The 23,328-nt window shown below is 58.6% G+C and carries 25 protein-coding genes; 11 read left to right on the top strand and 14 right to left on the bottom strand.

The genetic code is table 11. The annotated features are described in order from the left end of the window. Positions 1-21: 21 nt before the first annotated feature. Together RE428_RS08550 and RE428_RS08555 are read left to right on the top strand one after the other, a co-directional pair. Positions 22-3,984, top strand: a complete 3,963-nt coding sequence (locus tag RE428_RS08550) for a YhdP family protein (protein WP_040882587.1) — start codon at positions 22-24, stop codon at positions 3,982-3,984. Between the two features lie 95 nt (positions 3,985-4,079). Further along, entirely contained in the window at positions 4,080-4,922 is an 843-nt protein-coding gene (locus RE428_RS08555) for a carbon-nitrogen hydrolase family protein (RefSeq protein WP_004581582.1), read from the top strand. 60 nt (positions 4,923-4,982) lie between these two features. Here the strand turns inward: RE428_RS08555 and yjgA are convergent, their stop codons facing one another. From yjgA to RE428_RS08625, 14 genes are all read right to left on the bottom strand, one after another. After that, positions 4,983-5,513: a ribosome biogenesis factor YjgA gene (yjgA, locus tag RE428_RS08560; protein WP_004581583.1), complete on the bottom strand. Its 531-nt coding sequence runs from the start codon at positions 5,511-5,513 to the stop codon at positions 4,983-4,985. A gap of 283 nt (positions 5,514-5,796) precedes the next feature. Next, complete coding sequence (gene mgtE, locus RE428_RS08565; protein ID WP_004581584.1) at positions 5,797-7,158, bottom strand: magnesium transporter; 1,362 nt, start codon at positions 7,156-7,158, stop codon at positions 5,797-5,799. A 165-nt stretch (positions 7,159-7,323) separates the two neighbouring features. Continuing rightward, positions 7,324-7,593: an HPr family phosphocarrier protein gene (locus tag RE428_RS08570; protein ID WP_004581585.1), complete on the bottom strand. Its 270-nt coding sequence runs from the start codon at positions 7,591-7,593 to the stop codon at positions 7,324-7,326. Continuing rightward, entirely contained in the window at positions 7,590-8,480 is an 891-nt protein-coding gene (gene rapZ, locus RE428_RS08575; protein WP_004581586.1) for an RNase adapter RapZ, read from the bottom strand. Before rapZ ends, RE428_RS08570 begins: the two co-directional genes overlap by 4 nt. Positions 8,481-8,537: 57 nt before the next feature. Further along, positions 8,538-9,005, bottom strand: a complete 468-nt coding sequence (gene ptsN, locus RE428_RS08580) for a PTS IIA-like nitrogen regulatory protein PtsN (RefSeq protein WP_004581587.1) — start codon at positions 9,003-9,005, stop codon at positions 8,538-8,540. Positions 9,006-9,034: 29 nt separating this feature from the next. Next, complete coding sequence (gene hpf / locus RE428_RS08585; RefSeq protein WP_004581588.1) at positions 9,035-9,343, bottom strand: ribosome hibernation-promoting factor, HPF/YfiA family; 309 nt, start codon at positions 9,341-9,343, stop codon at positions 9,035-9,037. 123 nt (positions 9,344-9,466) lie between these two features. Then, positions 9,467-10,987: an RNA polymerase factor sigma-54 gene (locus tag RE428_RS08590; RefSeq protein WP_004581589.1), complete on the bottom strand. Its 1,521-nt coding sequence runs from the start codon at positions 10,985-10,987 to the stop codon at positions 9,467-9,469. A gap of 96 nt (positions 10,988-11,083) precedes the next feature. Then, positions 11,084-11,452, bottom strand: coding sequence for a hypothetical protein (locus tag RE428_RS08595; protein ID WP_004581590.1), 369 nt, complete (start codon positions 11,450-11,452; stop codon positions 11,084-11,086). Positions 11,453-11,490: 38 nt separating this feature from the next. Continuing rightward, positions 11,491-12,216 carry an LPS export ABC transporter ATP-binding protein gene (gene lptB, locus RE428_RS08600; RefSeq protein ID WP_004581591.1) on the bottom strand — a complete coding sequence of 242 codons (726 nt, stop codon included), beginning with the start codon at positions 12,214-12,216 and terminating at the stop codon, positions 11,491-11,493. Beyond that, the gene (gene lptA / locus RE428_RS08605) at positions 12,216-12,764 is read right to left on the bottom strand and encodes a lipopolysaccharide transport periplasmic protein LptA (protein ID WP_040882589.1); all 549 of its coding nucleotides are present in this window, start codon (positions 12,762-12,764) and stop codon (positions 12,216-12,218) included. The genes lptB and lptA overlap by 1 nt, the downstream gene beginning before the upstream one ends. Next, positions 12,742-13,332, bottom strand: coding sequence for an LPS export ABC transporter periplasmic protein LptC (gene lptC, locus RE428_RS08610; protein WP_004581593.1), 591 nt, complete (start codon positions 13,330-13,332; stop codon positions 12,742-12,744). The genes lptA and lptC overlap by 23 nt, the downstream gene beginning before the upstream one ends. A gap of 3 nt (positions 13,333-13,335) precedes the next feature. Beyond that, a complete protein-coding gene (locus tag RE428_RS08615; protein WP_115840329.1) occupies positions 13,336-13,884 on the bottom strand; it encodes a KdsC family phosphatase in 549 nt (182 codons plus the stop codon). 59 nt (positions 13,885-13,943) lie between these two features. Next, positions 13,944-14,912, bottom strand: a complete 969-nt coding sequence (locus RE428_RS08620; protein ID WP_004581595.1) for a KpsF/GutQ family sugar-phosphate isomerase — start codon at positions 14,910-14,912, stop codon at positions 13,944-13,946. Between the two features lie 18 nt (positions 14,913-14,930). Continuing rightward, positions 14,931-15,893, bottom strand: a complete 963-nt coding sequence (locus RE428_RS08625; protein WP_004581596.1) for a calcium/sodium antiporter — start codon at positions 15,891-15,893, stop codon at positions 14,931-14,933. A gap of 373 nt (positions 15,894-16,266) precedes the next feature. Between RE428_RS08625 and RE428_RS08630 the strand changes: the two genes are divergently transcribed. The 9 genes from RE428_RS08630 (at position 16,267) to hisD (ending at position 23,328) form a co-directional block, all read left to right on the top strand. Beyond that, positions 16,267-17,091, top strand: a complete 825-nt coding sequence (locus tag RE428_RS08630) for an ABC transporter ATP-binding protein (RefSeq protein ID WP_004581597.1) — start codon at positions 16,267-16,269, stop codon at positions 17,089-17,091. Then, on the top strand, positions 17,088-17,870 hold the full coding sequence (gene mlaE, locus RE428_RS08635) for a lipid asymmetry maintenance ABC transporter permease subunit MlaE (protein ID WP_004581598.1): 783 nt from the start codon (positions 17,088-17,090) through the stop codon (positions 17,868-17,870). Before RE428_RS08630 ends, mlaE begins: the two co-directional genes overlap by 4 nt. Continuing rightward, positions 17,870-18,319 carry an outer membrane lipid asymmetry maintenance protein MlaD gene (mlaD, locus tag RE428_RS08640; RefSeq protein ID WP_004581599.1) on the top strand — a complete coding sequence of 150 codons (450 nt, stop codon included), beginning with the start codon at positions 17,870-17,872 and terminating at the stop codon, positions 18,317-18,319. Before mlaE ends, mlaD begins: the two co-directional genes overlap by 1 nt. Positions 18,320-18,394: 75 nt before the next feature. Beyond that, complete coding sequence (locus RE428_RS08645) at positions 18,395-19,045, top strand: MlaC/ttg2D family ABC transporter substrate-binding protein (RefSeq protein ID WP_004581600.1); 651 nt, start codon at positions 18,395-18,397, stop codon at positions 19,043-19,045. Further along, complete coding sequence (locus RE428_RS08650; protein WP_004581601.1) at positions 19,042-19,362, top strand: STAS domain-containing protein; 321 nt, start codon at positions 19,042-19,044, stop codon at positions 19,360-19,362. The genes RE428_RS08645 and RE428_RS08650 overlap by 4 nt, the downstream gene beginning before the upstream one ends. Positions 19,363-19,614: 252 nt before the next feature. After that, positions 19,615-19,860, top strand: coding sequence for a BolA family protein (locus tag RE428_RS08655; RefSeq protein ID WP_004581602.1), 246 nt, complete (start codon positions 19,615-19,617; stop codon positions 19,858-19,860). Between the two features lie 130 nt (positions 19,861-19,990). Beyond that, entirely contained in the window at positions 19,991-21,253 is a 1,263-nt protein-coding gene (gene murA / locus RE428_RS08660; protein WP_004581603.1) for a UDP-N-acetylglucosamine 1-carboxyvinyltransferase, read from the top strand. A gap of 20 nt (positions 21,254-21,273) precedes the next feature. Next, the gene (gene hisG, locus RE428_RS08665) at positions 21,274-21,918 is read left to right on the top strand and encodes an ATP phosphoribosyltransferase (protein ID WP_004581604.1); all 645 of its coding nucleotides are present in this window, start codon (positions 21,274-21,276) and stop codon (positions 21,916-21,918) included. A 102-nt stretch (positions 21,919-22,020) separates the two neighbouring features. Further along, a complete protein-coding gene (gene hisD, locus RE428_RS08670; protein ID WP_004581605.1) occupies positions 22,021-23,328 on the top strand; it encodes a histidinol dehydrogenase in 1,308 nt (435 codons plus the stop codon).

Genomic DNA, 23,328 nt, shown 5'->3' on the forward strand with positions numbered 1-23,328 from the left:
CAGTAGGCTGGCCGGCAAACCATGGGAGCGTCACGCAGTCAGGAAGACCAAAAATCGTTGGCTCTGCGCGGGTTGGAGCGTATCGCCAACCTGATTTGGGGCGTGGTCCTCGTCCTGCTTATCCTTGTGGCCCTGTACGTGGTTATCGGCCGACAGTTGGTCGGCTCGGCCGGGGACTATCGCCAGGAACTCGAAGACCTGCTCTCTCAGCGTCTCGGCCAACCTGTCAGTATCGGTCAGATTGAGGGGCAGTGGCAGGAACTGGACCCGGTTGTCCGCCTGTCCGACATCAAAGTGTTGACCCGTGCCGAAGCGATATCCGGCGACCAGACAGTAGCCGATGCCAAAGCGGGGGCGCCCGGCGAAGAGGTTTTCGCGCCCGACGGCCAGGATGGCACGGCGGCCAGAATCGACAGCTTGCGTATCCGGCTCGACTCGTTTACCTCACTGTTGCGTCTCCGACTGGTGTTCAGCGAGTTTGTCGCCAGCGGACTGGATCTCACGCTGGAGCAGCTGCCGTCCGGTGCTATTACCGTACAGGGCATTCCATTAGCTCATTCCTCGTTGCTTAATCCCGATGATGCAGAGCCTCGATTCAGGGGCGGGCCCAGGGCCTGGATCGACAAGCTGGGCAATATCCTTTCCGATCCCTCCGTCCAGCTCAACCAATTGCGTCTGAGTCTCAAGACACCAGATGACGACTTGCGGACATTCTTTATCCCCCAAGTGGATCTGCACTACGAACAAGGCGTGTTCAGCGCTTCAGGTCGGGCGATGCAGCCGGGTTCGGTTACCCAGTTGGCACGCTTCTACCTCAAGGGCGAGCACTTCTTCCGTGGCGATTTCGATGGCAGGCTCTACCTGGATATCGATTCAGGTCGCGTTTTTGATGCGCTACTGGCTCGTTACGACTGGCAGGATAGGGCCATTGTCGGCGTGGAGGCCGATGCCCGGGCCTGGCTGCATTTCGCTGGCGGTGACTTGCAGAGGGTCAACGCTCAGTTGTCGATTCCTCACCTACAATTCCGTGCCCAAGGCGAAAGCCAGGCGCCGATCGAGGCCGTACAGGCTCACGTTGGCTGGCAGCACCTCGACGGAGGCGGCTGGCGAGCAGATGTGCAAGACCTGGAATGGCAGTGGGCTGATGAAAAAGCAGATCCGATCGACATCCAGGTCATCCGAAACGGCGAATGGGATGTTCGGGCTGACCGTCTGCCGGTTGGCCTGGTCAGGCAGATGATGCTGGCGATGGCGCCGCTGGATGACCGCATTCGACGGGCCCTTGAGGGGTATCAACCCGGTGGCCATCTGCGCAACGTCGTGATCGCTACGCCGGGTGATAATACCTTTTCGCTGGCAGCCGAACTCGCAGGCGTCTCGGTCGCGGCCCACGATGGTGCGCCAGGCCTCGAGGGGCTTACCGGAAGCATCAGCATGACTGAATCAGCAGGTCGGGTTCATGTGGATGCAGCGCCGGTGACCCTGGGTTTTCCCGAGTTGTTCGCGGGTTTCTGGAAGTTGGACAATGTGAAGGCCCAGGTTAACTGGTTGCTCGACGGTGGCCGTAAGCGGGTCTGGTCCGATCGCATTGACATGCAATACCAGGGCAAGACCCGACTGGAGGGCGCCTTTGAACTGGTGCTTAACAATCCGGGTGAAGATACCCTGTCTTTGCGGGTAGGCAGTTGGAACGCAACGGCGCCTATGCTGGCTGACTTTATCCCGGTTAAGGAAGTGGACCGGGAATTCTATGACTGGATAACCACAGCGGTAGAGCAGGCCGACGTACCCGAGGGCTGGTTTTATGGCCATGGGCAGATCAATAAAGGCGCGCCGCCGGGCAGCTTTACCTCCAGCATGCGTTACCGTTTCGAAAACGCCCGGATCCGCTACGACGAAGCCTGGCCGGCGGTGACCGAGGCCGCCGGTACTGTCGAAGTCCAGAATGCCCAGGCTCGTATTACGATAGATTCGGCTGTGACCGAAGGCCTTCAACTGGAACCCTCCACCGTGACCGTAGATGGAGATGCGAAGCCGGCTCAAGTATCCATCCAGACGGCAGCACCGTTTTCCGGCCCCGATGTGGGTCATTGGTTGGCAATGTCGCCTCTGGGCGAGTTTGCTGGCGATGCGGCCTCCGAACTGCAGCTGGAAGGTGATTTCCACCTCGACCTGGGGATCGATCTTGCGCTAGAGGACGAAATTCGGACCGCAGTGGACGTAGCTGTCGAAGCGGTCGGTGCCCGGGTTGCCTATGGGGACACCATGGCTGTCTGGCAGGAGGTTACCGGTACGGTGAACTACAGCAGCACTGACGGATTTTCCGGTAAACCGCTGACCGCCCGTTTTCTGGACGCGCCGGTAGAGCTCGCCCTGTCCCGACCCGAATCGGGCGCACCGTTGCGCGTCACCCAGACTGGCCGACTGGCGATTGCCGATCTCGCCAGGCAATTCGAGCAGTCCCCTCCGCCCGGCATCAGCGGGCGCGCTGGCTACTCTGCTCGTCTGGATCTTTCTGCAAACGGCGCGTCGTCACTGGTAATTTCCTCTTCTCTCGCCAATGTTGCTGTCGAATGGCCAGAGCCGCTGGCTAAGCCTCTTGGCACTGCAGCCCCGATGCAGTTGGTTGTTAGCTGGGGCGACGATGACGGCATGCTGTTGTCCGGCCATTGGAGCGATCGACTGGCCTACCGCCTGAGGTGGTCGCAGGGTCAGTTCCAGCGCGGTCGTATTGAACTAGGAGCGGCGACAACTTCGCTCTCCGGTGTGCCTGGCTTGGAGGTTATCGGCGTCATACCGCACCTGGACCTGGCGGAATGGCGCCGGCTCCTTGAGCAGCAGGGTATCGGCGGGAAGAAGGAGGGCAGCCGCCCGGTTCCCGAAACGCCCGCCTGGCTCAATCGAATCGCGATCAACATAGGTGTCGCCGACGTTGCGGGCCAGCAGTTTAACGACACGATGGTTATCGCAACGCCCCGTACCGCCGGTTGGCGAATCGCTCTGGACGGTGAGGATATTGCCGGGGAGATTACCCTGCCTACTGAAGCGCAGCCCGTTAAGGTGGATTTCAAGCATGTCGTGCTGGTCAGCGAAGACGATGATTCGTCTGCAACAGCGCCCTCCGCCACGACGTTCAAGGAAAGGGGGATAGCGGATTGGCCGGACGTGGACGTCAATATCGAGGATCTGCGCCTGAACGGACGGAATTACGGAGCTTGGTCGTTCCTGTTGCGGCCTTCGACCAGTTCTCTGAATATCCAGCAACTGAAAGGCGAGGTAGGCAGCCTGGTGTTCGATGGAAGTGTGGTCTGGTCCATGCTCGACGGCATCGAAGAAACGCAGATTAACGGCAACCTCACGGGGGGTAACCTGGCCGACATCAGCCCCTGGATTAGCGGCGCGGTACCGCTACGTAGCGAAAAGACCGCAATCGCGGTGGATCTTGGGTGGGCAGGCGCCCCCACTAACGGTTCGCTCAGGACGGTGGAGGGCACGCTGGGGTTTCGTCTCGATGATGGCGTGATTCTCGAGAGCAATAATACCGCACAGATTTTTCGCGTGTTCGGCATTCTCAATTCCGATACGTTGCTGCGACGCCTGCAACTGGATTTCTCCGATCTTTACGAGGCGGGTGTCGCCTTCGATGCGATTTCCGGAACCGCACGCCTGGGTTCAGGCATTTTGAGCTGGGACCCGGAACTGCAGATCGTCGGACCATCCGGTGCCTTCAAGCTGACCGGCTTTACCAATCTCGTGGAAGAGACGCTGGATATGCGTCTGGTTGTCGTCCTTCCTCTCACCCAAAACCTGCCGCTGGCTGCAATCCTGATGGGGGCCGCGCCGCCGATCGGTGGTGCGCTGTTTGTGCTGGACAAGGTTTTGGGCGATCCTTTAAGCAGGCTGACCAGTGCCACATATTCGGTTGAAGGGACCTGGGATGAGCCGGATGTCGATCTGCGCAACGTGTTCGATACCGGCGATTGATTGGACTGGTCGGCATGTCCATCTTCTAGCAGCAATAGAACAATAAGAACACCCTGCAGCATTGAAGTTATTGAGGTTCTTCCGGAGAGCGTGTGATGACGAACCGTAGTGTAGCCGTGTTGCAAATGGTCAGCGGCCATGACCTCGATCAGAACCTGGCCGATGCCCGTGAATTGCTGGAAGCCGCGAGCGAAAAAGGCGCCGTGGCGGCCGTGCTTCCCGAAAATTTCGCCGTGCTCAGCACACGTCAGATGCTAGAGCGCGGCCTGGACGAGCGTGCGCCCGATGGTCCGATCCGGTCGTTCCTGGCCGAACAGGCACGGCGCCTGGGATTGTGGATCGTTGGTGGTTCCGTGCCCATCGCCGCTCGCCCTGATGGTACGGCATTGACCGAGCGGGTCCGGGCCAGTTGCCTGGTCTTCAACGATAAGGGCGATCAGGTTGCCCGCTATGACAAGATCCACCTGTTCGACGCCCAAGTCGAGGATGCGCAGGGGCGTTACCGGGAATCTGATACCTTCGAACCTGGCGAGGACGTAGTTACCGTCGATACGCCGTTCGGACGTCTGGGACTGGCAATCTGCTATGACCTGCGTTTCCCGGAGCTGTTTCGAATGTTGCGCGAGGAGGGGGCTGAATGGATTACCCTGCCGAGCGCCTTTACCTACCAGACTGGCGCCGCACACTGGCATCCGTTGGTGCGGGCCAGGGCAATCGAGAACCAGGTATGGATGGTAGCAGCAGGGCAGGGCGGCGAGCATGACTCCAAGCGTCGCACCTACGGCCACTCGATGATTGTCGACCCCTGGGGCAGCATGACCGTCGAGGTGAGTGAGGGCATGACCCTGGCCCTGGCCGAACTGGATCAGCAGCGCCTGGCCATGACCCGTGAGCGAATGCCGGTATGGTCACACCGTCGATTGGAGCCGCATCGCTGAAAGCGGATCGACGGACCGCCCATGGGACACGGTGCCCGCCCTAGACAAGCGGGTACCGGTTCAGCCCGGGCTTTCCTGCTCGTCGATACACTCGCGCAGGTAGCGGAATAGTTTTTTTGCCTGCCCTGTATTTTTTTCCTTCTGGGCATCCCGCCGGGCGTTGCGGGCCAGGTTGCGCAGGTGCTGGATGTCCGCATACGGACAGTAGTCGATAAACTCTCCGACAACCGCGTCTCCCTCGTCCACCAGTCGGTCGCGCCAGCGCTCAGCCAGGTGCTGGCGACGGGTGTGTTCGGCACTGCCGGCATCGTAGCCCTCGATAGCACGGATCAGCTCGTCCAGTTGATCTTCCTGTCGCATGACCTTGCCGATGTATTGCAGGTGGCGACGGCGAGCCTCGCGCTGGGTGATCCGGCGTGATTCCTCAATGGCTGCCCTCAGCTTGTCGCTCATGGGCAGGGGCGTGACCTGATCAGGTCGCAGTTCGATCAGCTGTTTGCCGATATCCTGCAACGCATGCATTTCCCGTTTGAGTTGGGATTTGCTTTTGTAATCCTCGTCGTGGAAATCGTCTTCCTGGTCGGTCGTCATTACTGTTCTCTTTATTTCGGGCGTATTGAATTTAAATTACCGCCCACCGTAATAAGTATTTTTAGCGGATTTGCGCGAGCGAGAGGTCATCACTCGAGGAGCTGAAGCCATGGGCACCTTCGGCGCCTCAGAAGCTAAAGCGCCTGCTACATGCTCGAGTTTGAGGCAAAGTGTAGCCGATGCTTTAGCTTCGGAGCAGCCCCGAGGGGCTGCCGGATTGAAGGAAGCTGCTACCGGCTGCAGCTTTCCATTTTAAAGTACAAATAACCAAATAAGCGTGGTTCTAGCCGTATATCAATGTAGCCAGGCCAAGGAAAGCGAGGAAGCCTACCACATCGGTAACCGTGGTCAGAATAACGCCTCCGGCGAGCGCTGGGTCGATATTGCGGGCTTTCAGGAAAAGGGGCAACAGGGTGCCTACCAGGGCCGCAGCAATCAGATTGATGACCAGAGCTGCCGCGATGATGAGGCCGATCATCGGATCTCCGAACCAGACTGTAGCGGCAACAGAGACCACCAGGGCCCAGAGGACGCCGTTAAGTGCTCCGGCCAGAAACTCCCGGTTCAGCAACCAGGCCACATTGGCACCACTGATTTGTCCCACCGCCATGCCCCGGATCACCAGGGTCAGGGTCTGGCTGCCGGCGATACCACCCATGCTGGCGACGATAGGCATCAGTACCGCCAGCGCGACCACCTTGGAAATGGTGCCTTCGAACAGGCCAATCACTGATGAGGCGATGAATGCGGTAATCAGGTTGATGCCCAGCCAGATGGCGCGGCGCTTGGTGGTTTTCATAACCGGCGCGAAGGTATCTTCGTCTTCGTCCAGACCCGCCATACTCATCAGCGAGTGGTCGGCGTCTTCGCGGATAACGTCGACCACGTCATCGATTGTAATACGCCCCAGTAGTTTGCCTTTCTCGCTCACCACCGGAGCGGAAATCAGATCGTAGCGTTCGAACAGCGTGGCAACCTGGGTATCTGACATGGTAACGGGAATGGGCTCGATATCGGTATCCATCACCTCCCGTACCGTTGCACTGGGACTGGATACCAGCATCTTGGTGATGGGCATGACACCGATGTATTCATCGCGGCGGTTGACCACGATCAGACTGTCGGTCATCGGCGGTAGCGACCGATGACGGCGTAGGTAACGCAGGACAACGTCGATGCTGAGGTCCGGACGTACCGTGATGGTGTCGGTGTTCATCAGGCCGCCGGCGGTGTCTTCCGGGTAAGAGAGTACTTCCTCTACCCGCTGTCGGTCCTGATCGTCCATGGTGTCGAGGACTTCCTGGATGACGGTGTCCGGCAGCTGCTGCAGCAGGTCGGCCAGGTCATCCGATTCGAAGTCCTCGATGATGGTAGCCAGTTCCTGGGCGTTCAGCTTGCTCAGGAAGTAGCTTCGGATATCGTCGCTCAGGTACTGGAGGACTTCCCCCTCCAGACTCTTGTCCACCAGGTTCCACAGCAGGGCGCGCTGGCGTGGCGGAGACGATTCTAAAAGATGGGCGATATCACTCGGACTCAGGCCGCCATTGAGAATCCTGGCGACCTGCTGCAGGGCGCCGCTATCCAGCGCTTCTCCAAGCGTACGGAGGCGCTGCCGGGCCTGGCTGTTTTCGAGTGCATCGGACATGAATCACCCACGAAATCGGGATAACGGCGGTGGGGATGGGAGCAAATAACTGGCTCCCCGGGGGTTACCGCTCAAGAAACTGATTTATTATAGCGGACTTACGTTGCAGACGTGAGAAATCAGTGTAGGTGAATTCCACCGACAGCCGCTGGGCTCCCTGGCCTGTCACCCGCCTTCGCCAAAATAGTCGTTGATCAGGTTTACGAGCGCATCCCTGGCCTGGTTCTCATCCGACCCATCAATTACCAGTTCGATCTGGGTTCCGCAACTTGCGGCCAGCATCATGACGGACATGATGCTCTTGCCATCCACTTCGCGGCCTTCTTTCGCAACCAGTACGCGACTTTCGAATTCCGATGCGGTGCTGACCAGCTTGGCCGCTGCCCTGGCGTGGAGGCCGAGTTTGTTGATGATAGTGATGGGCTCACGGATCATGTGGCGTCCTGAGCGGGCTTGGTTTGCAGGTGAGGAAGCTCGGTGTGACGAACCTGGACATTGCTGTAGTGACTTTCGAAGTAACTGCCGAGCTGTTCGCACATATAGACCGAGCGATGCTGGCCGCCGGTGCAGCCGATCGAGATGGTCATGTAGCTGCGGTTGCTTTCGCGGAAAGCGGGTAGCCAGGATTCGAGGAAGCGCTTGATATCATCCAGCATATGCTGTGTCGCCGGCTGCTGCTCAAGGAATGCCTTGACCTCGGGATCCACGCCGGTGAACCTGCGCAGGTTGGGGTCCCAGTAGGGGTTGGGGAGGCAGCGCACATCGAATACATAATCCGAATCTACTGGCACGCCGTGCTTGAAGCCGAAGGATTGGAACAGCAGCGCCAGTTCCTGTTCCCTTCGGCCGACAATCCGCTGCTTGACCATGTCTCGCAGCTCGTACATCGAGAGTTCGGTGGTGTCGATGTAGAGGTCGGCGAGGCGGGCCAGGGGCTCCAATAAACGTTTCTCGCCGGTGATCGCTTCACGTAGCGACGTACGATCATCGCTCAGCGGGTGTTTACGTCGGGTTGCATGGAAACGTTGTAACAACGCCTGGTCAGTCGCGTCGAGGAAGATGATCTCAACCTTGAGCTTGGCGTTCTGCAGACGTTCGTGCATGGATTCGAAGTTGGCAATCTCGCCTGCCAGGTTGCGGGCATCGATGCTCACCGCAATATTGCGCAACTTGCGTGGCGAGGCCTGGCTGGCTTCCTCGGTTAGCGGGAACAGCAGGCCAATGGGCAGGTTGTCGATGCAGTAGAAACCCAGGTCTTCCAGCACGTGGAGGGCCGTGCTCTTTCCGGAGCCTGAGCGACCGCTAACGATGATCAGTTTCATGGTGAGCCTTAATGCCCTGTCCGGATCCGGCGTCGCGACCGCCGCCTGTTTTACCGTTTAGTCCGACTGCGTCATGGCCTCATAGAGCTGGGTCGCGTTCTCGCACCGACGCAATCGCTCGCAGAAAGCGCGTTCATTGAATTTCTCGGCCAGCTGACTGAGCAGCTCAAGGTGCTCGCTCGTCGCCTCCTTGGGTACGATCAGCACGAAGAGCAGATCAACCGGTTGGTTGTCGATAGCGTCGAAGGCAACGCCTTCCTCAAGCGTCAACAGGGCGCCAATGACCTGGGTGCAGCCTTCGAGGCGACAGTGAGGGATAGCGATGCCTTGGCCAATACCGGTGCTGCCCAAGCGCTCGCGGGAAACCAGGTTGTTGAAGATCTGGGTTTCCTCGAGCTCTGGGTAGCGCCGAGCAATGTGCTCGGCGATCAGCTCCAGGATGCGCTTCTTGCTGGTGCCCGAGACACCGCAAAGGGTGAGCTCGGGTACCAGGATGGACTGGATGGTTAAAGGTGTTTCCGTCATGGATGGAATGCTTTTCCTTGATGAAACGGCTAGCGACTGGCCGCGCCGTGCATTCGATCGACCGTCTTCTCCTTGTGCTTCAGGATCTGCCGATCAAGCTTGTCTACAAGCGAATCAATCGCTGCATACATATCTTCGTCTTGAGCCTTTGCGTGAACCTCGCCGCCGACGACGTGGAGGGTGGCTTCGGCGGTATGGCGGAGCTTCACCACGGACAGGGTCACCTGACAGTTACTGATATGGTCGAAATGGCGTTCGAGTTTCTCGAACTTTTCTGACACATAGTCCTTCAGGGAGGGAGTCAATTCGACATGGTGACCTGACATATTGAGTTGCATAGGCTTCTCCTACTTGTCGACATGCCCGGAGGCCCGGAAGGTCTCCGGTGTTGAGCCCGTCGCGGACGGCGGACGCCAGAAATAATGCCCTCGCAGCCGCTCACTCATTGGAGCAGCAGTCCCTCATACCAGTCGTTTGCGTTCGTTGGACGGTGGAATGTGCATCGCTTCGCGATACTTCGCTACCGTCCTTCGGGCGACGTTGATGCCCTGATCGCCGAGCAAAGCGGCAATCTTGCTGTCGCTAAGCGGCTTCTTTGGTGTTTCTGCCGCTACCAGTTTCTTGATCATGGCACGGATTGCAGTGGACGAACACTCCCCGCCTTCGTTGGTACTGACATGACTCGAGAAGAAATATTTGAGCTCGAAAATGCCCCGTGGTGTGTGCATGTACTTCTGGGTCGTTACCCGGGATATCGTCGATTCGTGCATGCTCACCGCCTGGGCTATATCCGACAGGATCAGCGGCTTCATTGCTTCCTCGCCGTGATCCAGGAAGCCCTGCTGATGCTCGACGATACGGGTCGCTACCTTTAGCAGGGTTTCGTTGCGGCTCTGCAGACTCTTGATGAACCACTTGGCTTCCTGAAGCTGGTCGCGCAGGTAGGTGTTCTCTGCACTGTTGTCTGCCCGGCGGATCAGCGCCGCATAGCCGGCGTTAACCCGAATACGGGGCGCAATTTCCGGATTCAGTTCGACGCGCCAACGCCCCTTGGATTTGCTGACGACCACGTCCGGGACCACATAGTCGGGCTCGGCTTGGTCGAGGATGTCGCCCGGACGCGGATCCAGGGTCTGAATCAGCGCCAGAACCGCCTTCAGCTGTTCTTCGGTCAACCGGCTGCGACGCAGGAGTTGGGCGTAATCGCGGTTGCCCAGCAAGTTGATGTAATGACTTACTACCAGGCGGGCCTGGGGCAGCCAGGGCGTTTCTGCTGGGAACTGGTTGAGCTGGATCAGCAGGCATTCCTGCAGGTCCCGGGCAAAAACGCCGGGCGGGTCGAAGTGCTGCAGTCGGCGTAGCACCGCTTCAACCTCGTCCATTTCCAGCGGGTCCTCGTCGGTCTCGTCCAGCAGGCCGGTGTGGATGTCCTCAAGACTGGTGACCAGATAACCGCGCGTATCGACGGAATCCAGCAATGCATGCGCAATTGCCCGATCGCGATCGCTCATGGGTGTCAGGTTCAATTGCCAGAGTAGGTGGTCCTGCAGGGTTTCCGTCGGGGAATTACGCGACTCGAAGTCAGTGTCGTCTTCGTCGTCACCGCGGGACGCTGACGCTGGTGCAGACTGGTAGATATCGTCCCAGGCGGTATCGACCGGCAGATCGTCCGGGATGTCCTGCTCATTGTCGGCTGACCAGTCCTGATCGTCGCCGGATTCGTCCCAGTTACCGTCTTCCTGTTGCGAACGGGTGTCGTCCTGATCCTTTACTTCGGTGCCGTCGGCGTTGCTCTCGGAATCAGTCGAGTTGTCCGAGCCTTCTTCTTCCTCGGAGTTCTCGAGCATGGGGTTGGATTCAAGAGCCTGCTGGATCTCCTGTTGTAGATCCAGCGTCGACAGCTGCAGGAGGCGAATGGCCTGCTGCAATTGTGGTGTCATGGTGAGCTGCTGACCCAGCTTAAGCTGGAGCGAAGCTTTCATTACCATTGAATTAGTCCCGTCACCCTTTGGAGCTTTTCAGAGGCTCCGCGCTATCGGCGGTTAATTTTTTGCCGAACCAAGCCGCGCCCTCAATTATTAGGCATTGCATAGGGCATTGATATGGTTGCTGCAAAGTAGCGACCCGGTTCTACAAGCAAATTCTTTGCCGAAGTTTACTGCCATGGGTGTGCAGATGACAACGTTATGGCCGCCGGTGTTTGAGCCCGTGCCCGGGCGACCATGCTTTGAGTGTAGCGTTTTCACAGGAATATGCGCCAGTCCGGCTGTTTGCAGGATCAGGCAATTCGCGGCGCCGTCAATTCGCAACTCGACCTGTGAGCGCTTTTTTCTTTTCAGCCCCTCTTTCATCAGAACTTCTTTGTCAGAGGCTGATTTTTCAAGGACTGCGTTTTCAAATACTGGGCTTTTCAGCGCTACGTTCTTTTTCAATATCGCTGTTTGCATCAATCCAGTCGGTGTTACCAGTAATCCCAAAACGAATCTTATAAGCGAAATTCGTTCCCCAGGTAGACTTCCTTCACCTGCTGGTTGGCCAGGATATCGTCCGCATGTCCGGAGGCAATGATGTGCCCGCCACTGACGATATAGGCATTTTCGCAGATATCGAGGGTCTCACGCACGTTATGATCTGTAATCAGGACGCCGATGCCTTTGTCCCGCAAATGGCGAATGATCTGCTTGATGTCGCTGACAGAAATCGGATCCACCCCGGCGAAGGGTTCATCCAGCAGGATAAAGGCCGGCTCCATGGCCAATGCCCGGGCTATCTCCACCCGCCTTCGCTCTCCCCCCGAAAGGGCCATCCCGAGGCTGTCACGAATATGGGTAATGTGAAACTCTTCCAGCAGGTTTTTCAGGCGGCTCTCACGATCAGCACGGGACAGACCCTTGCGTGTTTCCAGGATCGCCATGATGTTGTCGCGCACGCTGAGCTTGCGGAAAACGGATGCTTCCTGTGGCAGGTAACCGATTCCCGCGCGGGCGCGGCCATGCATCGGCAGAGGGGTGATGTCGCGATCGTCTATTGTGACCCGACCGCGGTCGGCCGGCACCAGGCCCACGATCATGTAGAAGCAGGTGGTTTTACCCGCACCGTTGGGGCCAAGGAGTCCAACGATTTCACCGCTTCGGATTTCCAGGGAAACATCCTTGACGACGTTCACCTGCTTATAGCTCTTCGCCAGGTTGCTCGCGCAGAGGATGGCCATCAGTTGGCTCCGTCCTGGTTGCTTTCACTCTGACGGGGTTGAATGACCATTTCCACCCGTCCGTCCGAGTCAGCGTCACGGCCGCCTTCGGCCACTACGACGCGACTGGCCGTATTATATTCGATGTGATCGCCTTTGAAGACGTTGCCTTCCTGGCGAATGACCGCCTGCTTCTCGAAGGTGATGCGGTTCTCACCCGCGGCATAGATGATCGTCAGGGCTTCTGCATCGGTCTTCGGGGTTTCGCCCTGGCGTGGCTGGGTATAGTGGGCCGGTTGTCCGAACGCTTCGATGCGATCGAGTACACCTTCGGTGCGATACAAAACCACCCGGTCGGCGGTCAGTTCCGTAGCATCCTGCCGTACGACCACGTCGCCGGTGTAGACCGCCGTACCCTCAGCGTCATCCAGGCGGGCGCTATCGGCGCTCACCTTGATCGGGTTGTCCGAGTCCAGGTCGAAGGCCGTCACGTGACTGCCCACCATGACTAGAGCGACGCCGAGGAGTCCTTGGAGTATGCGGGCTTTACCGGTTTGAGGGCGTGTCATACTGTCCTTCCACCTGTGATTTGAGTTCCACGATTCGTTCGTCGATCCAGGCCTGCATACCCGTTGCCCGGGTGATGCCGCGGGGTTCGGTCAGGACTACCGGGGCGTCAGTGTGCACAATGCGCTCGTCGTTATCCAGCGTGAGATGCTCAGTTTCCAGTTGGCCCTCCTGACCGGAGGGGAGGAGGCGGGTAATGACCACGTTGCCACTGAGTCTGATGATATCCCTGTCCAGCTGGTAGCGGCCCTCGTTTGCCCTGACGGTCCAGGGGGTACCGGTGCTGACGTCGATAAGGCGGCCCCTGGGCTCGTTCATGTGGGCCAGGTTCTGGTCATCGAACTGCTCGATGCGAGGGCTGCTGATAATGGTCGAGACCTCGCCCGATTCGGCAAACGACCGGTACTCGCCATTAACGACGAAGCTGTCGGGTTCCTGGGGTCCGCGGAGCTGGGCCGCCGGATCGACGTCGCTTTTCTCGTCGCTCTGCCACAACAGTCCGATCAGCACCGCCGAAAGGGCAGCGATGCCCAGGTAGCGCAGTCGGAGGAGGTTGAGGCGGCTCAGCATGGCTCAGCCTCCGCTTCCGTGATAGGTCTGGTGCAGGTCGGCAAGCTTGTTCTGTGCCTGCAGGATCAGATCGCAGATTTCCCGGACGGCGCCTTCGCCGCCGCCAGTTTCGGTGCAATAGTCGGCCTGCTCACGCACGTACCAGTGGCCGTTGGGCACGGTGATGCCCAGTCCGGCGAGCATGATGGCGCCCAGGTCCGGCAGGTCGTCGCCCATATAGGCTGCCGACTCGGCCGGGATATTCAGGTCCTGCAATAGCTCGCGCAGTGCGCTCTCCTTGTCCTCTCGCCCTTGTTGTAGGTGCTGTATGCCCAGGTCCCGCGCGCGGCGAGCGGTCAGCGGGGAGTTGCGGCCGGTGATGATGGCCACTTCGACGCCGTTGCGTCGAAGCTGTTTGATGCCGTGGCCGTCGAGGATGTTAAAGGCTTTCATCTCGTCGCCCTGGGCCGTGAAGTAGAGCTGTCCATTGGTCATGACTCCATCGACATCCAGTGCCAGTAGGCGGATGCCGGCAGCTTTACTGATCAAATCCTCGGGTAGGGGGCGTTCCATTCGGAGGTCCTTCACGGTCATTCTTGAGTCTCGTTTAGGGTGTCTGTCGGCACCTGTCTTCAAATGACCCCGGCGCGCAGCAAGTCGTGCATGTTGATGGCGCCGACCAGTCGTCCTTCACGGTTCAGTACCGGCAGTGCATTGATCTTTACTTCGTCCATCAGCTTGAGCGCTTCCGCGGCGAGCTGGTCGTCGTAGATGCTGCGTCCCCCGGCAGTCATAACCTCGCTGATCGGCGTCACACGGACATCGATATTACGGTCAAGCGTGCGGCGCAGGTCGCCATCGGTGAAGATGCCTACGATCATGCCGTTGTCATCTACGACCGTTGTCATGCCCAGGCCCTTGCGTGAAATTTCAAGCAAGGCGCCACTGAGCAGAGTGTCGGTAGAGACCCGGGGGATACGGTCGCCAGTGTGCATGATGTCGGAAACCCGGAGCAGCAGGCGACGGCCCAGGCTGCCACCGGGGTGTGAAAAGGCGAAATCTTCAGCGCTGAAACCTCGCGCCTCGAGCAAGGCCACCGCCAGGGCATCGCCCATGACGAGGGTAGCCGTGGTACTGCTGGTCGGTGCCAGGTTCAATGGGCAGGCTTCACGCGGTACGCTGACATCGAGGTTGACCACCGCTTCCTGGGCCAATACGGACTCCGCATCGCCGGTCATGCTGATCAGAGGCGCGCCCATGCGCTTGAGCAGGGGCAGAATGGTCAGCACTTCGCTGGTCTTACCGGAATTGGAGATGGCGAGAACCACGTCCTGGCCGGTAATCATGCCCAGATCACCGTGGCTGGCCTCACCGGGATGCACGAAAAAGGATGGTGTGCCGGTACTGGCCAGGGTCGCGGCAATCTTCTTGCCGATATGGCCGGACTTGCCCATGCCGGTCACGACCACGCGGCCGGAGCACGACATGATAACTTCGCAGGCTTTGGAAAAGGTGTCGTCGATCCGATTGGCGAGGGCGTCGATAGCCTCGCGCTGGATAGCAATGGCCTGACGCGCCGAATCGATAAAGGACGTTGTCATAATTGCAGAAATATCTCTCTAGCGCGCTGCATGGTAAAGCAGGGCGGTGTATGCAATGTATCCGGCCAGCAGTATACCACCTTCAAAGCGGGCCAGTTTTCCCTTTTTCTGCATGCCATAGGCGAACGCGGCGAGCAGCAACGTGAGTCCACCCATGGTCGCATAGTCGCGGTAGAGCACGTCGGTCTCCACGCGTAGCGGGTTGAGCAGCGCCGGCATTGCCAGTACGGCCAGCAGGTTGAACAGGTTGGAGCCTACGATGTTGCCGAGCGCGACGTCGTGATGCCCCTTGAGGGCGCTGGCAACCGAGGCGGCCAGTTCCGGCAGGCTGGTGCCGATCGCGACGATGGTCAGGCCGACGATCAGTTCGCTCACGCCCAGGGATAGCGCCATCTCGGTAGCACCCCAGACCAGGATCCGTGAACTCAGGACCAGGGCGGCCAGTCCAATAACGAACCAGAGGACCGCTCGTCCCGTAGTCATGGCAGGAATGTCCTCGAGTTCCTCGACGAATTCCGGAGCGTCCGAAGGGTCGTTGTTGCGACTCATGAGGAACAGCGACACCCCAAGCATGATGAGAAAGAGAATGCCGTCGAGGGGGGACAGTTCGTTGTCCAGCAACAATGGAAATACCAGAATGGTGACAGCCAGCAGGATGGGGAACTCACGAAACAGAACGGTACGTTTCAGCGGTATTGGTGCGATCAGGGTGGTGATCCCCAGCACCAGGCCGATATTGGCGATGTTCGAACCGAGTGCGTTACCTACCGCCAGCGCCGGCGCGTCAGTGAGCGCCGCTGTGGCGGAGACCAGCATCTCGGGTGCTGAAGTGCCGAACGCGACGATCGTAAGGCCGATCAGAAGAGGTGACATGCCGAAGCCGCGGGCAATGGCAACCGATCCTTCGACGAATCGGTCGGCGCTCCAGATCAGTAGTACAAGACCGGCAACGAGCGCGCCAATGTAGGGGAGTAAGGACATCCTGCGGTTTCCTGTTTTGAAGACCGAATAGGTTGTTGGAGCAATTAGGTATTTGATTTGCGAAGGCGTGGGATTGTGCGTGAGATGGTGGATTGCCGCAACCGGGCGGGCGCTAAGCGGGAAATCGGGGTATTCTACGGGTCCGTCGACGATGTAACCGCGTAACGCGCTGACGGTGGCTCGTTGCAGTCGCGTTTGAGCTTCGCAGCGACTTCGCTTAATGTACCGCACTGCCACTTGGCGTACTGTCAGAGTACACTGGCGTCCGTGTCCGCCATAGCGTTATGACGAGCACGTATGTAACGGATTTAATGGGTGTTTAATGCGTCACTAACGCAGCATGCCCTCGTACTATTCCAATAGGAAGGTCTTGATGGCGTCCACGTACAGCGATATCGAGAGTACGTACATCGATATTGAGAATCTGGTGTTCCTGCGTGGCGAACGCCGGATTTTTGATGGTCTTTCCCTCAAGATTCCCCGCGGCAAGGTCACGGCCATCATGGGGCCGAGCGGCACCGGCAAGACCACATTGCTCAAGCTGATCGGCGGCCAGCTCAAGCCGGACAGTGGGCGAATCCTGGTCGACGGGCAAGCAGTCCACGACCTGGGCCGTTCTGCGCTCTATGCCTTACGGGCCCGAATAGGCATGCTGTTCCAGAGTGGGGCTCTCTTTTCAGACCTGAGTGTCTACGAGAATGTTGCTTTTCCGCTACGCGTTCATACCGACCTGCCCGAAGATATGATCCGCGACATCGTGCTCATGAAGCTCGAAGCGGTGGGGTTGCGTGGTGCGCGCAAGCTTATGCCGTCCGAACTCTCTGGCGGCATGACGCGCCGGGTCGCCTTGGCGCGAAGCATTGCCCTGGATCCCGAACTGATCATGTACGACGAGCCGTTCACCGGGCAGGACCCGATTGCCAAGGGCGTGTTGGTGGAAATGATCAGCAAGCTCAATCGGACCATGGGGCTGACCAGCGTGCTGGTCTCCCATGACGTGCCTGAATCGCTGAGTATCTGCGATTACGCCTGTATCGTCTCCAATGGCAAGGTCATTGGTGAGGGCGTGCCGTCGGACCTCAAGGCCAGCGAATCCGAGCGGGTCCAGCAGTTCCTGCAGGGCAAGCCCGACGGTCCGGTTCCCTTCCACTATTCCGCTCGGGCGATCGCCGAAGATCTTGCTGGAGTCTCCCAATGATTGCACGTCTGGCCGCGTTGGGGCGAGGAACCCTTGATACTTTCGCATCTGTTGGTCGTTCCGGTGAGTTCCTCTTCCGCAGTATCGTTGCCGTGCCACGCCCGGCGACCGGGTTGCCGCTCCTGATCAAACAGATTTACGCCGTGGGCGTGCTTTCCCTCGCGATTATCGTCGTCTCGGGCCTGTTTATCGGCATGGTGCTGGGACTTCAGGGTTACAACATTCTCTCTGACTATGGCTCCGAACAGGCTATTGGCCAGATGGTGGCGTTAACCCTGGTGCGTGAGCTTGGCCCGGTCGTGACTGCATTACTGTTCGCTGGCCGTGCCGGGTCGGCGCTAACGGCGGAAATAGGTCTGATGAAGGCTACCGAGCAGCTCTCCAGTATGGAAATGATGGGCGTCGATCCATTGCGGCGGGTGATTGCGCCGCGGTTCTGGGCAGGCTTTATCGCCATGCCGCTACTCGCGATGATCTTTTCGGTGGTGGGTATCTGGGGTGGCATGCTGGTCGGCGTGGACTGGCTGGGTGTGTTCGAGGGCTCTTACTGGGCCAATATGCAGTCTTCCGTGGCGTTTTATGAGGATGTCCTCAACGGCATCGTCAAGAGTATTGTGTTCGGCTTCGTCTGCACCTGGATCGCAGTCTACCAGGGCTATGACGCGGTACCGACTTCCGAGGGCATAAGCTCGGCGACGACAAAGACCGTGGTCTTCTCGTCGCTGGCGGTCCTGGGTCTCGATTTTATTCTTACAGCAGTCATGTTCGGAGAAATCTGATGCGTCAGAGAACGTTGGAAATTGTAGTCGGGTGTTTCATGCTCGCAGGCATCGGTGCACTGCTGTTCCTCGCGTTGCAGGTCAGCGGCCTGACACCGCAATCGGGTGAGCCGACCTACAAGGTTTACGCCAATTTCAACGATATCGGTGGCTTATCGGTGCGTGGCCAGGTCTCCATGGCCGGCGTTACCATCGGCGAAGTCACCGATATCACGCTGGATCGTGAAACTTACCAAGCTCGGGTCGAAATGGCGGTTAACCGGTCGGTGGATATCATTCCGACGGATAGCACGGCGGTTATCCGTACTGCTGGTCTTTTGGGAGAAAAGTATATCGATGTATCCATTGGCGCCGATCAGTCGTACATGCAACCAGGCGATACCTTTTACGGTACTCAATCTGCGCTCAACATCGAACGGTTGATCAGTAACTTTGCATCGGGCAAATAAGCTGCAGGTTTGGGCAAGGCGCAAGTTGCACTCGGCGTGTAACCTGTGCATGTAAAGCAAGGCAGGAGCAGGTTTATGAAGGCAGTCCAGCAACTCTGGATCGGTTTGGTGGCTCTGGTTTCCATGGTTTTGGGCATGCCCGCCATGGCGGACGAGTCGTTGCGTCAGTACGTGGACGAAAACACCCAGGAACTGGTGCAGAAGCTCAACGAAGAGCGTTCTCTCTACAGCAAGAATCCTGAAGCCTTCTATCGCGAGATGGAAAGCGCGCTGGAGGATTTTGTCGACTTTCGCCGGATCGCGGCCCGAGTCATGGGTCGGTATGCTCATCAGGCTTCTCCCGAGCAGCGTGATGCCTTCGTCGAGAAGTTCAAGCGCAGCCTGTTCGATAGCTATGCCAAGGCACTGGTTGAGGCCGACAGCTTCACGATTGACGTGAAGGAGGCGACAATAAACCAGAACAATTCAGATCGAGCATCTGTCCAATTGCAGGTGAACACCGCTTCCGGTAACCGCTACCCGGTGACTTACTCGATGTTCAAGGCGAATAACGGTAATTGGATGATGGAGAATGTCATCGTCGAGGGTGTAAATATTGGACTTGCGTTCCGGGACCGTTTCGCTCAGGAAATGGAAGAAAGCCGTGGCAACGTGCAAGCTGTCATCGACGGTTGGACTGACAGTGTGAAGGACCTGAACCTCGACGACGAGGTGGACCAGTCGTGAATGCCCAGGCCCCAGCGCTCGTGGAAAAAGACCCCGAAGGTTGTCTGAAGCTCTCAGGTACGGTGCTTGAGCCTGATGTACGCGCTGTGCGCAAGGAAGGTGAGCGGCTGCTGGGTGAGTGGGGTAGTGGCGAATGCACGGTTGATGTCGCCGGGCTGAACAACGCCAGCAGCGTCGTGCTTTCCCTGATGTTGTGCTGGAAGCGGGAAGCCATCCGGCGCAACATCGAGCTGCGTTTCGAAGGCGCTAATGAGCGTCTTCGTGATTTGGCAGAGATGAGCCACGTCGCCGGGTACCTGGGTCTCGAAAGCGCCTGATCGACATCATTGGATATCTATTGTTTAGCCTGCCTCGGTAATTCGATACAATCCCGCGTCTAACCCGCCTCTGTGCAAGGGTCTTTGAAAAGTCCGGAATGGCCGATAATTCTGAGCCACAGTCGTGGATTCATCATGGGGCTAAATGGCTACCCGTGTCCGGGGCTTTTTACAGATTGCTCGTACAGCGGCCGGCCGATTCCCGACTGGGTTGCCGGTTGCAGCCCACTCTCTAGAACAGATGAGGTATATATGCAGGCGGAGGACGTCGCAGAACTGGTCCGCAAAGAGCTGCCGGATTGCGAAATCCAGGTCCAGAACGATGGCAACCACTATCTGGTGGTCGCCGTTGGTGAGCGGTTCGAAGGTATGTCACCGGTCAAGAAGCAGCAGCTGATCTACTCAGCGCTCAACGAGCAGTTGGCCGAAGGAACCATACACGCCCTGACGATCAAGGCCTTTACACCCGCGCAGTGGGCAGCACGTCAGGGGCAATAGTTCTTGCCGGGCAAACTTTCGTAGGGCAAGGCGATTTCTGGTCCAAGGGTGACTGTAAAAAGCTATACCGCCCGTTTTGCATAACGTTGATCGCCACTGTGTGCGACACCTTACTAACAGGACAAGAATTGTGGACAAACTACTCATCCGCGGTCGCAAGCCGCTGGACGGTGAGATCCGGATTTCCGGCGCCAAGAACTCGGCTCTTCCCATCCTGGCCGCCACCCTGCTGGCCGATGAGCCGGTAACGGTAGGCAACCTGCCGCACCTCAACGACATCACCACGATGATCGAACTGCTCGGGCGCATGGGTGTGGAACTCATGATCGACGAGAAGATGAGCGTCGAGATCCACGCCAACACGATCAAGGAATTCCACGCGCCTTATGAGCTGGTCAAGACCATGCGCGCGTCGATCCTCGTGCTGGGTCCGCTGGTCGCCCATTTTGGCCGGGCCGAGGTCTCTCTGCCGGGTGGTTGTGCCATCGGTAGTCGGCCGGTCAACCTGCATATCCAGGGGCTCGAGCAGATGGGAGCCGAGGTCAAGGTGGAGAACGGCTATATCAAGGCCCGCTCCAACGGCCGTCTGAAGGGCGCGCATATCTTCCTGGATACCGTTACCGTAACAGGCACCGAGAACCTGATGATGGCCGCGGCCCTGGCCGATGGTAAGACCATCCTCGAAAATGCGGCCCGCGAACCGGAAGTCGTCGACCTTGCCGAATGCCTGATTGCCATGGGCGCGGATATCAAGGGGCAGGGCACGGCCACGATCGAAATCAACGGTGTAGAGCGTCTGCACGGCTGTACTTACAACGTGCTGCCGGACCGGGTGGAGACAGGAACCTACCTCGTTGCGGCCGCGGCGACCGGCGGTCGTGTCAAGGTCAAGGATACGCGTGAGGATCTGCTTGAGGCCGTGCTGCTCAAGTTGAGTGAAGCGGGTGCCCATATTTCGACCGGTAAGGACTGGATCGAGCTGGACATGAAGGGTAATCGGCCCCGTGCTGTCAATCTTCGTACGGCGCCTTATCCGGCCTTCCCGACCGATATGCAGGCGCAATTTGCGGCAATGAACAGCGTCGCGGAGGGCAGCGGCTCCATCACGGAGACGGTGTTCGAGAATCGCTTCATGCATATCCAGGAATTGATCCGCATGGGTGCTGACATCGCGCTGGAAGGCAACACCGCCATCATCAAGGGCGTTGGCAGCCTCAATGGTGCGCCGGTCATGGCCACGGACCTGCGAGCCTCGGCCAGCCTGGTTATTGCAGGGTTGGTCGCTGATGGGGATACCATCGTCGACCGCATCTACCATATCGACCGCGGCTACGAGTGTATCGAAGAGAAGTTGCAGCTCCTGGGTGCAAGCATCCGCCGGCTGCCTGCTTGATCCAGCATTGTGGACGTATTATGACTGATAGCATCACCATCGCGCTCTCCAAGGGGCGGATCCTCAAGGAGACGTTGCCGCTACTGGCGGAGGCGGGCATCGAGCCGGTCGACGATATCGATCGATCACGCAAGCTGGTGTTTCCCACCAGCGATCCGAATGTCCGGCTATTGATTATCCGGGCGACGGATGTACCGACGTACGTCCAGTATGGCGGCGCTGATCTTGGTGTGACCGGTAAGGACGTGTTGATGGAGCATGGTGGTGCTGGCCTCTATGAGCCCCTGGATCTGAATATCGCCCGTTGTAAGCTGATGACGGCAGGACCAGTGGGGGTAAAGGCGCCCCAGGGTCGAGTGCGGGTGGCCACCAAGTTCGTCAACCTTGCCCGCCAGTACTATGCCTCACAGGGACGGCAGGCCGACATTATCAAGCTATATGGCGCGATGGAGTTGGCTCCCATACTGAACCTGGCCGACGAGATCGTGGACATTGTCGATACCGGCAATACCCTCAAGGCCAACGGGCTGGAGCCGCGCGAGCTGATCACGCATATCAGTACGCGCCTGGTTGCCAACCGTGCCTCAATGAAGATGAAACACCGGGGACTGCACCCTATTATTGAACAGTTGGGGGCAGCGGTGGATCGTCGCCGTAACGACTGATTCACAGCCGACGCCTTCGATTTTTAGTCGCCCCGTATTTGGCGGTACTTACGTGTGCCGCCCTGGAACTCCTGCTTTGTTCGTATCCCGAGAGGATGTGTTATGACTGAGGTCACCGTAAAACGCCTGTCCGCGGCCGATGCGGATTTTGATGCCACCCTCGATCGCCTGCTGGCCTGGGAGGATAGTGTCGATCATCAGGTGAACGAGTCGGTCCGTCATATCCTCCAAGCCGTAAGAACCCGTGGCGACGCGGCATTGCTGGAATTTACCTCCAAATTCGATCAGGTGGACGCGGCAAGCGTGGCAGAGTTGGAAATTTCCGCCGAACGGCTGCAGCAGGCACTGGACAAGATTCCAGCGGACCAGCGCGAGGCGCTGGAAAAGGCCGCCGAGCGTATCCGTAGCTACCACGAGCGGCAGAATGCGGGCTCCTGGCAGTATGAAGAAGACGATGGAACGGTCCTGGGGCAGAAAGTGACTGCGCTGGATCGGGCCGGTCTTTACGTACCAGGGGGCAAGGCGGCTTACCCCTCATCCGTCCTGATGAACGCCATCCCTGCCAAGGTGGCCGGCGTCGGTGAAGTGGTGATGGTCGTGCCGACGCCTGGGGGCACAGTTAACGAGCTGGTGCTGGCGGCTGCGTGTATCGCCGGCGTCGACCGGGTGTTTACCCTCGGCGGGGCCCAGGCCGTGGCCGCGCTGGCCTATGGCACCGAAACCGTCCCGCCGGTGGACAAGATCGTCGGGCCGGGCAATATCTTTGTGGCGACCGCTAAGCGGGAAGTCTTTGGCACCGTTGGAATCGATATGATTGCCGGACCCTCCGAGATCCTGGTGATCTGCGATGGGCAGACGGACCCGGACTGGATCGCGATGGATCTTTTCTCGCAAGCCGAGCATGACGAGCAGGCCCAGTCCATCCTCGTCAGCCCAGATGGCGACTTTCTCGACAAGGTTGAAACCAGTATTCGCAAACTGCTGCCGACACTGGAGCGGGCGGAGATCATTGCCAAGTCGGTCTCTGACCGTGCGGCCCTCATCCAGGTTGAGGATCTTGCTGAAGCCGCCAAGGTCAGCAATCGCATTGCCCCAGAGCATCTGGAATTGTCGGTAGCCGATCCCGAAGCCCTGCTGCCGTCGATCCGTCATGCAGGTGCGATCTTCATGGGCCGATATACGGCGGAAGCTCTCGGTGATTATTGCGCGGGCCCGAACCACGTGCTCCCTACCTCCGGAACAGCACGTTTTTCGTCGCCGCTCGGGGTTTACGATTTCCAGAAGCGCTCTTCAATCATCGGCTTCTCCGCCGAGGGTGCCGACCGAATGGGTAGAGTGGCCTCGGTTCTGGCCCGCGGCGAAGGGCTGACGGCTCATGCCCGTTCAGCTGAATACCGGGTGAAGTCCTGA

Origin of the sequence: Marinobacter nanhaiticus D15-8W (assembly GCF_036511935.1) — a bacterium.
GTDB lineage: Bacteria > Pseudomonadota > Gammaproteobacteria > Pseudomonadales > Oleiphilaceae > Marinobacter_A > Marinobacter_A nanhaiticus.

Coding starts and splice junctions, on each gene's coding strand:
- lptA (WP_040882589.1), bottom strand. CDS start 12,764: ATGACACGCCCTCAAACCGGTAAAGCCCGCATACTCCAAGGACTCCTC.
- mgtE (WP_004581584.1), bottom strand. CDS start 7,158: ATGTCCGATGCACTCGAAAACAGCCAGGCCCGGCAGCGCCTCCGTACG.
- rapZ (WP_004581586.1), bottom strand. CDS start 8,480: ATGAAACTGATCATCGTTAGCGGTCGCTCAGGCTCCGGAAAGAGCACG.
- RE428_RS08570 (WP_004581585.1), bottom strand. CDS start 7,593: ATGATCCGTGAGCCCATCACTATCATCAACAAACTCGGCCTCCACGCC.
- RE428_RS08595 (WP_004581590.1), bottom strand. CDS start 11,452: ATGCAAACAGCGATATTGAAAAAGAACGTAGCGCTGAAAAGCCCAGTA.
- RE428_RS08590 (WP_004581589.1), bottom strand. CDS start 10,987: ATGAAAGCTTCGCTCCAGCTTAAGCTGGGTCAGCAGCTCACCATGACA.
- lptC (WP_004581593.1), bottom strand. CDS start 13,332: ATGCTGAGCCGCCTCAACCTCCTCCGACTGCGCTACCTGGGCATCGCT.
- hpf (WP_004581588.1), bottom strand. CDS start 9,343: ATGCAACTCAATATGTCAGGTCACCATGTCGAATTGACTCCCTCCCTG.
- RE428_RS08630 (WP_004581597.1), top strand. CDS start 16,267: ATGGCGTCCACGTACAGCGATATCGAGAGTACGTACATCGATATTGAG.
- ptsN (WP_004581587.1), bottom strand. CDS start 9,005: ATGACGGAAACACCTTTAACCATCCAGTCCATCCTGGTACCCGAGCTC.
- RE428_RS08620 (WP_004581595.1), bottom strand. CDS start 14,912: ATGACAACGTCCTTTATCGATTCGGCGCGTCAGGCCATTGCTATCCAG.
- RE428_RS08655 (WP_004581602.1), top strand. CDS start 19,615: ATGCAGGCGGAGGACGTCGCAGAACTGGTCCGCAAAGAGCTGCCGGAT.
- lptB (WP_004581591.1), bottom strand. CDS start 12,216: ATGGCCATCCTCTGCGCGAGCAACCTGGCGAAGAGCTATAAGCAGGTG.
- yjgA (WP_004581583.1), bottom strand. CDS start 5,513: ATGACGACCGACCAGGAAGACGATTTCCACGACGAGGATTACAAAAGC.
- hisG (WP_004581604.1), top strand. CDS start 21,274: ATGACTGATAGCATCACCATCGCGCTCTCCAAGGGGCGGATCCTCAAG.
- RE428_RS08625 (WP_004581596.1), bottom strand. CDS start 15,893: ATGTCCTTACTCCCCTACATTGGCGCGCTCGTTGCCGGTCTTGTACTA.
- RE428_RS08645 (WP_004581600.1), top strand. CDS start 18,395: ATGAAGGCAGTCCAGCAACTCTGGATCGGTTTGGTGGCTCTGGTTTCC.
- mlaE (WP_004581598.1), top strand. CDS start 17,088: ATGATTGCACGTCTGGCCGCGTTGGGGCGAGGAACCCTTGATACTTTC.
- mlaD (WP_004581599.1), top strand. CDS start 17,870: ATGCGTCAGAGAACGTTGGAAATTGTAGTCGGGTGTTTCATGCTCGCA.
- RE428_RS08550 (WP_040882587.1), top strand. CDS start 22: ATGGGAGCGTCACGCAGTCAGGAAGACCAAAAATCGTTGGCTCTGCGC.
- RE428_RS08555 (WP_004581582.1), top strand. CDS start 4,080: ATGACGAACCGTAGTGTAGCCGTGTTGCAAATGGTCAGCGGCCATGAC.
- RE428_RS08615 (WP_115840329.1), bottom strand. CDS start 13,884: ATGGAACGCCCCCTACCCGAGGATTTGATCAGTAAAGCTGCCGGCATC.
- hisD (WP_004581605.1), top strand. CDS start 22,021: ATGACTGAGGTCACCGTAAAACGCCTGTCCGCGGCCGATGCGGATTTT.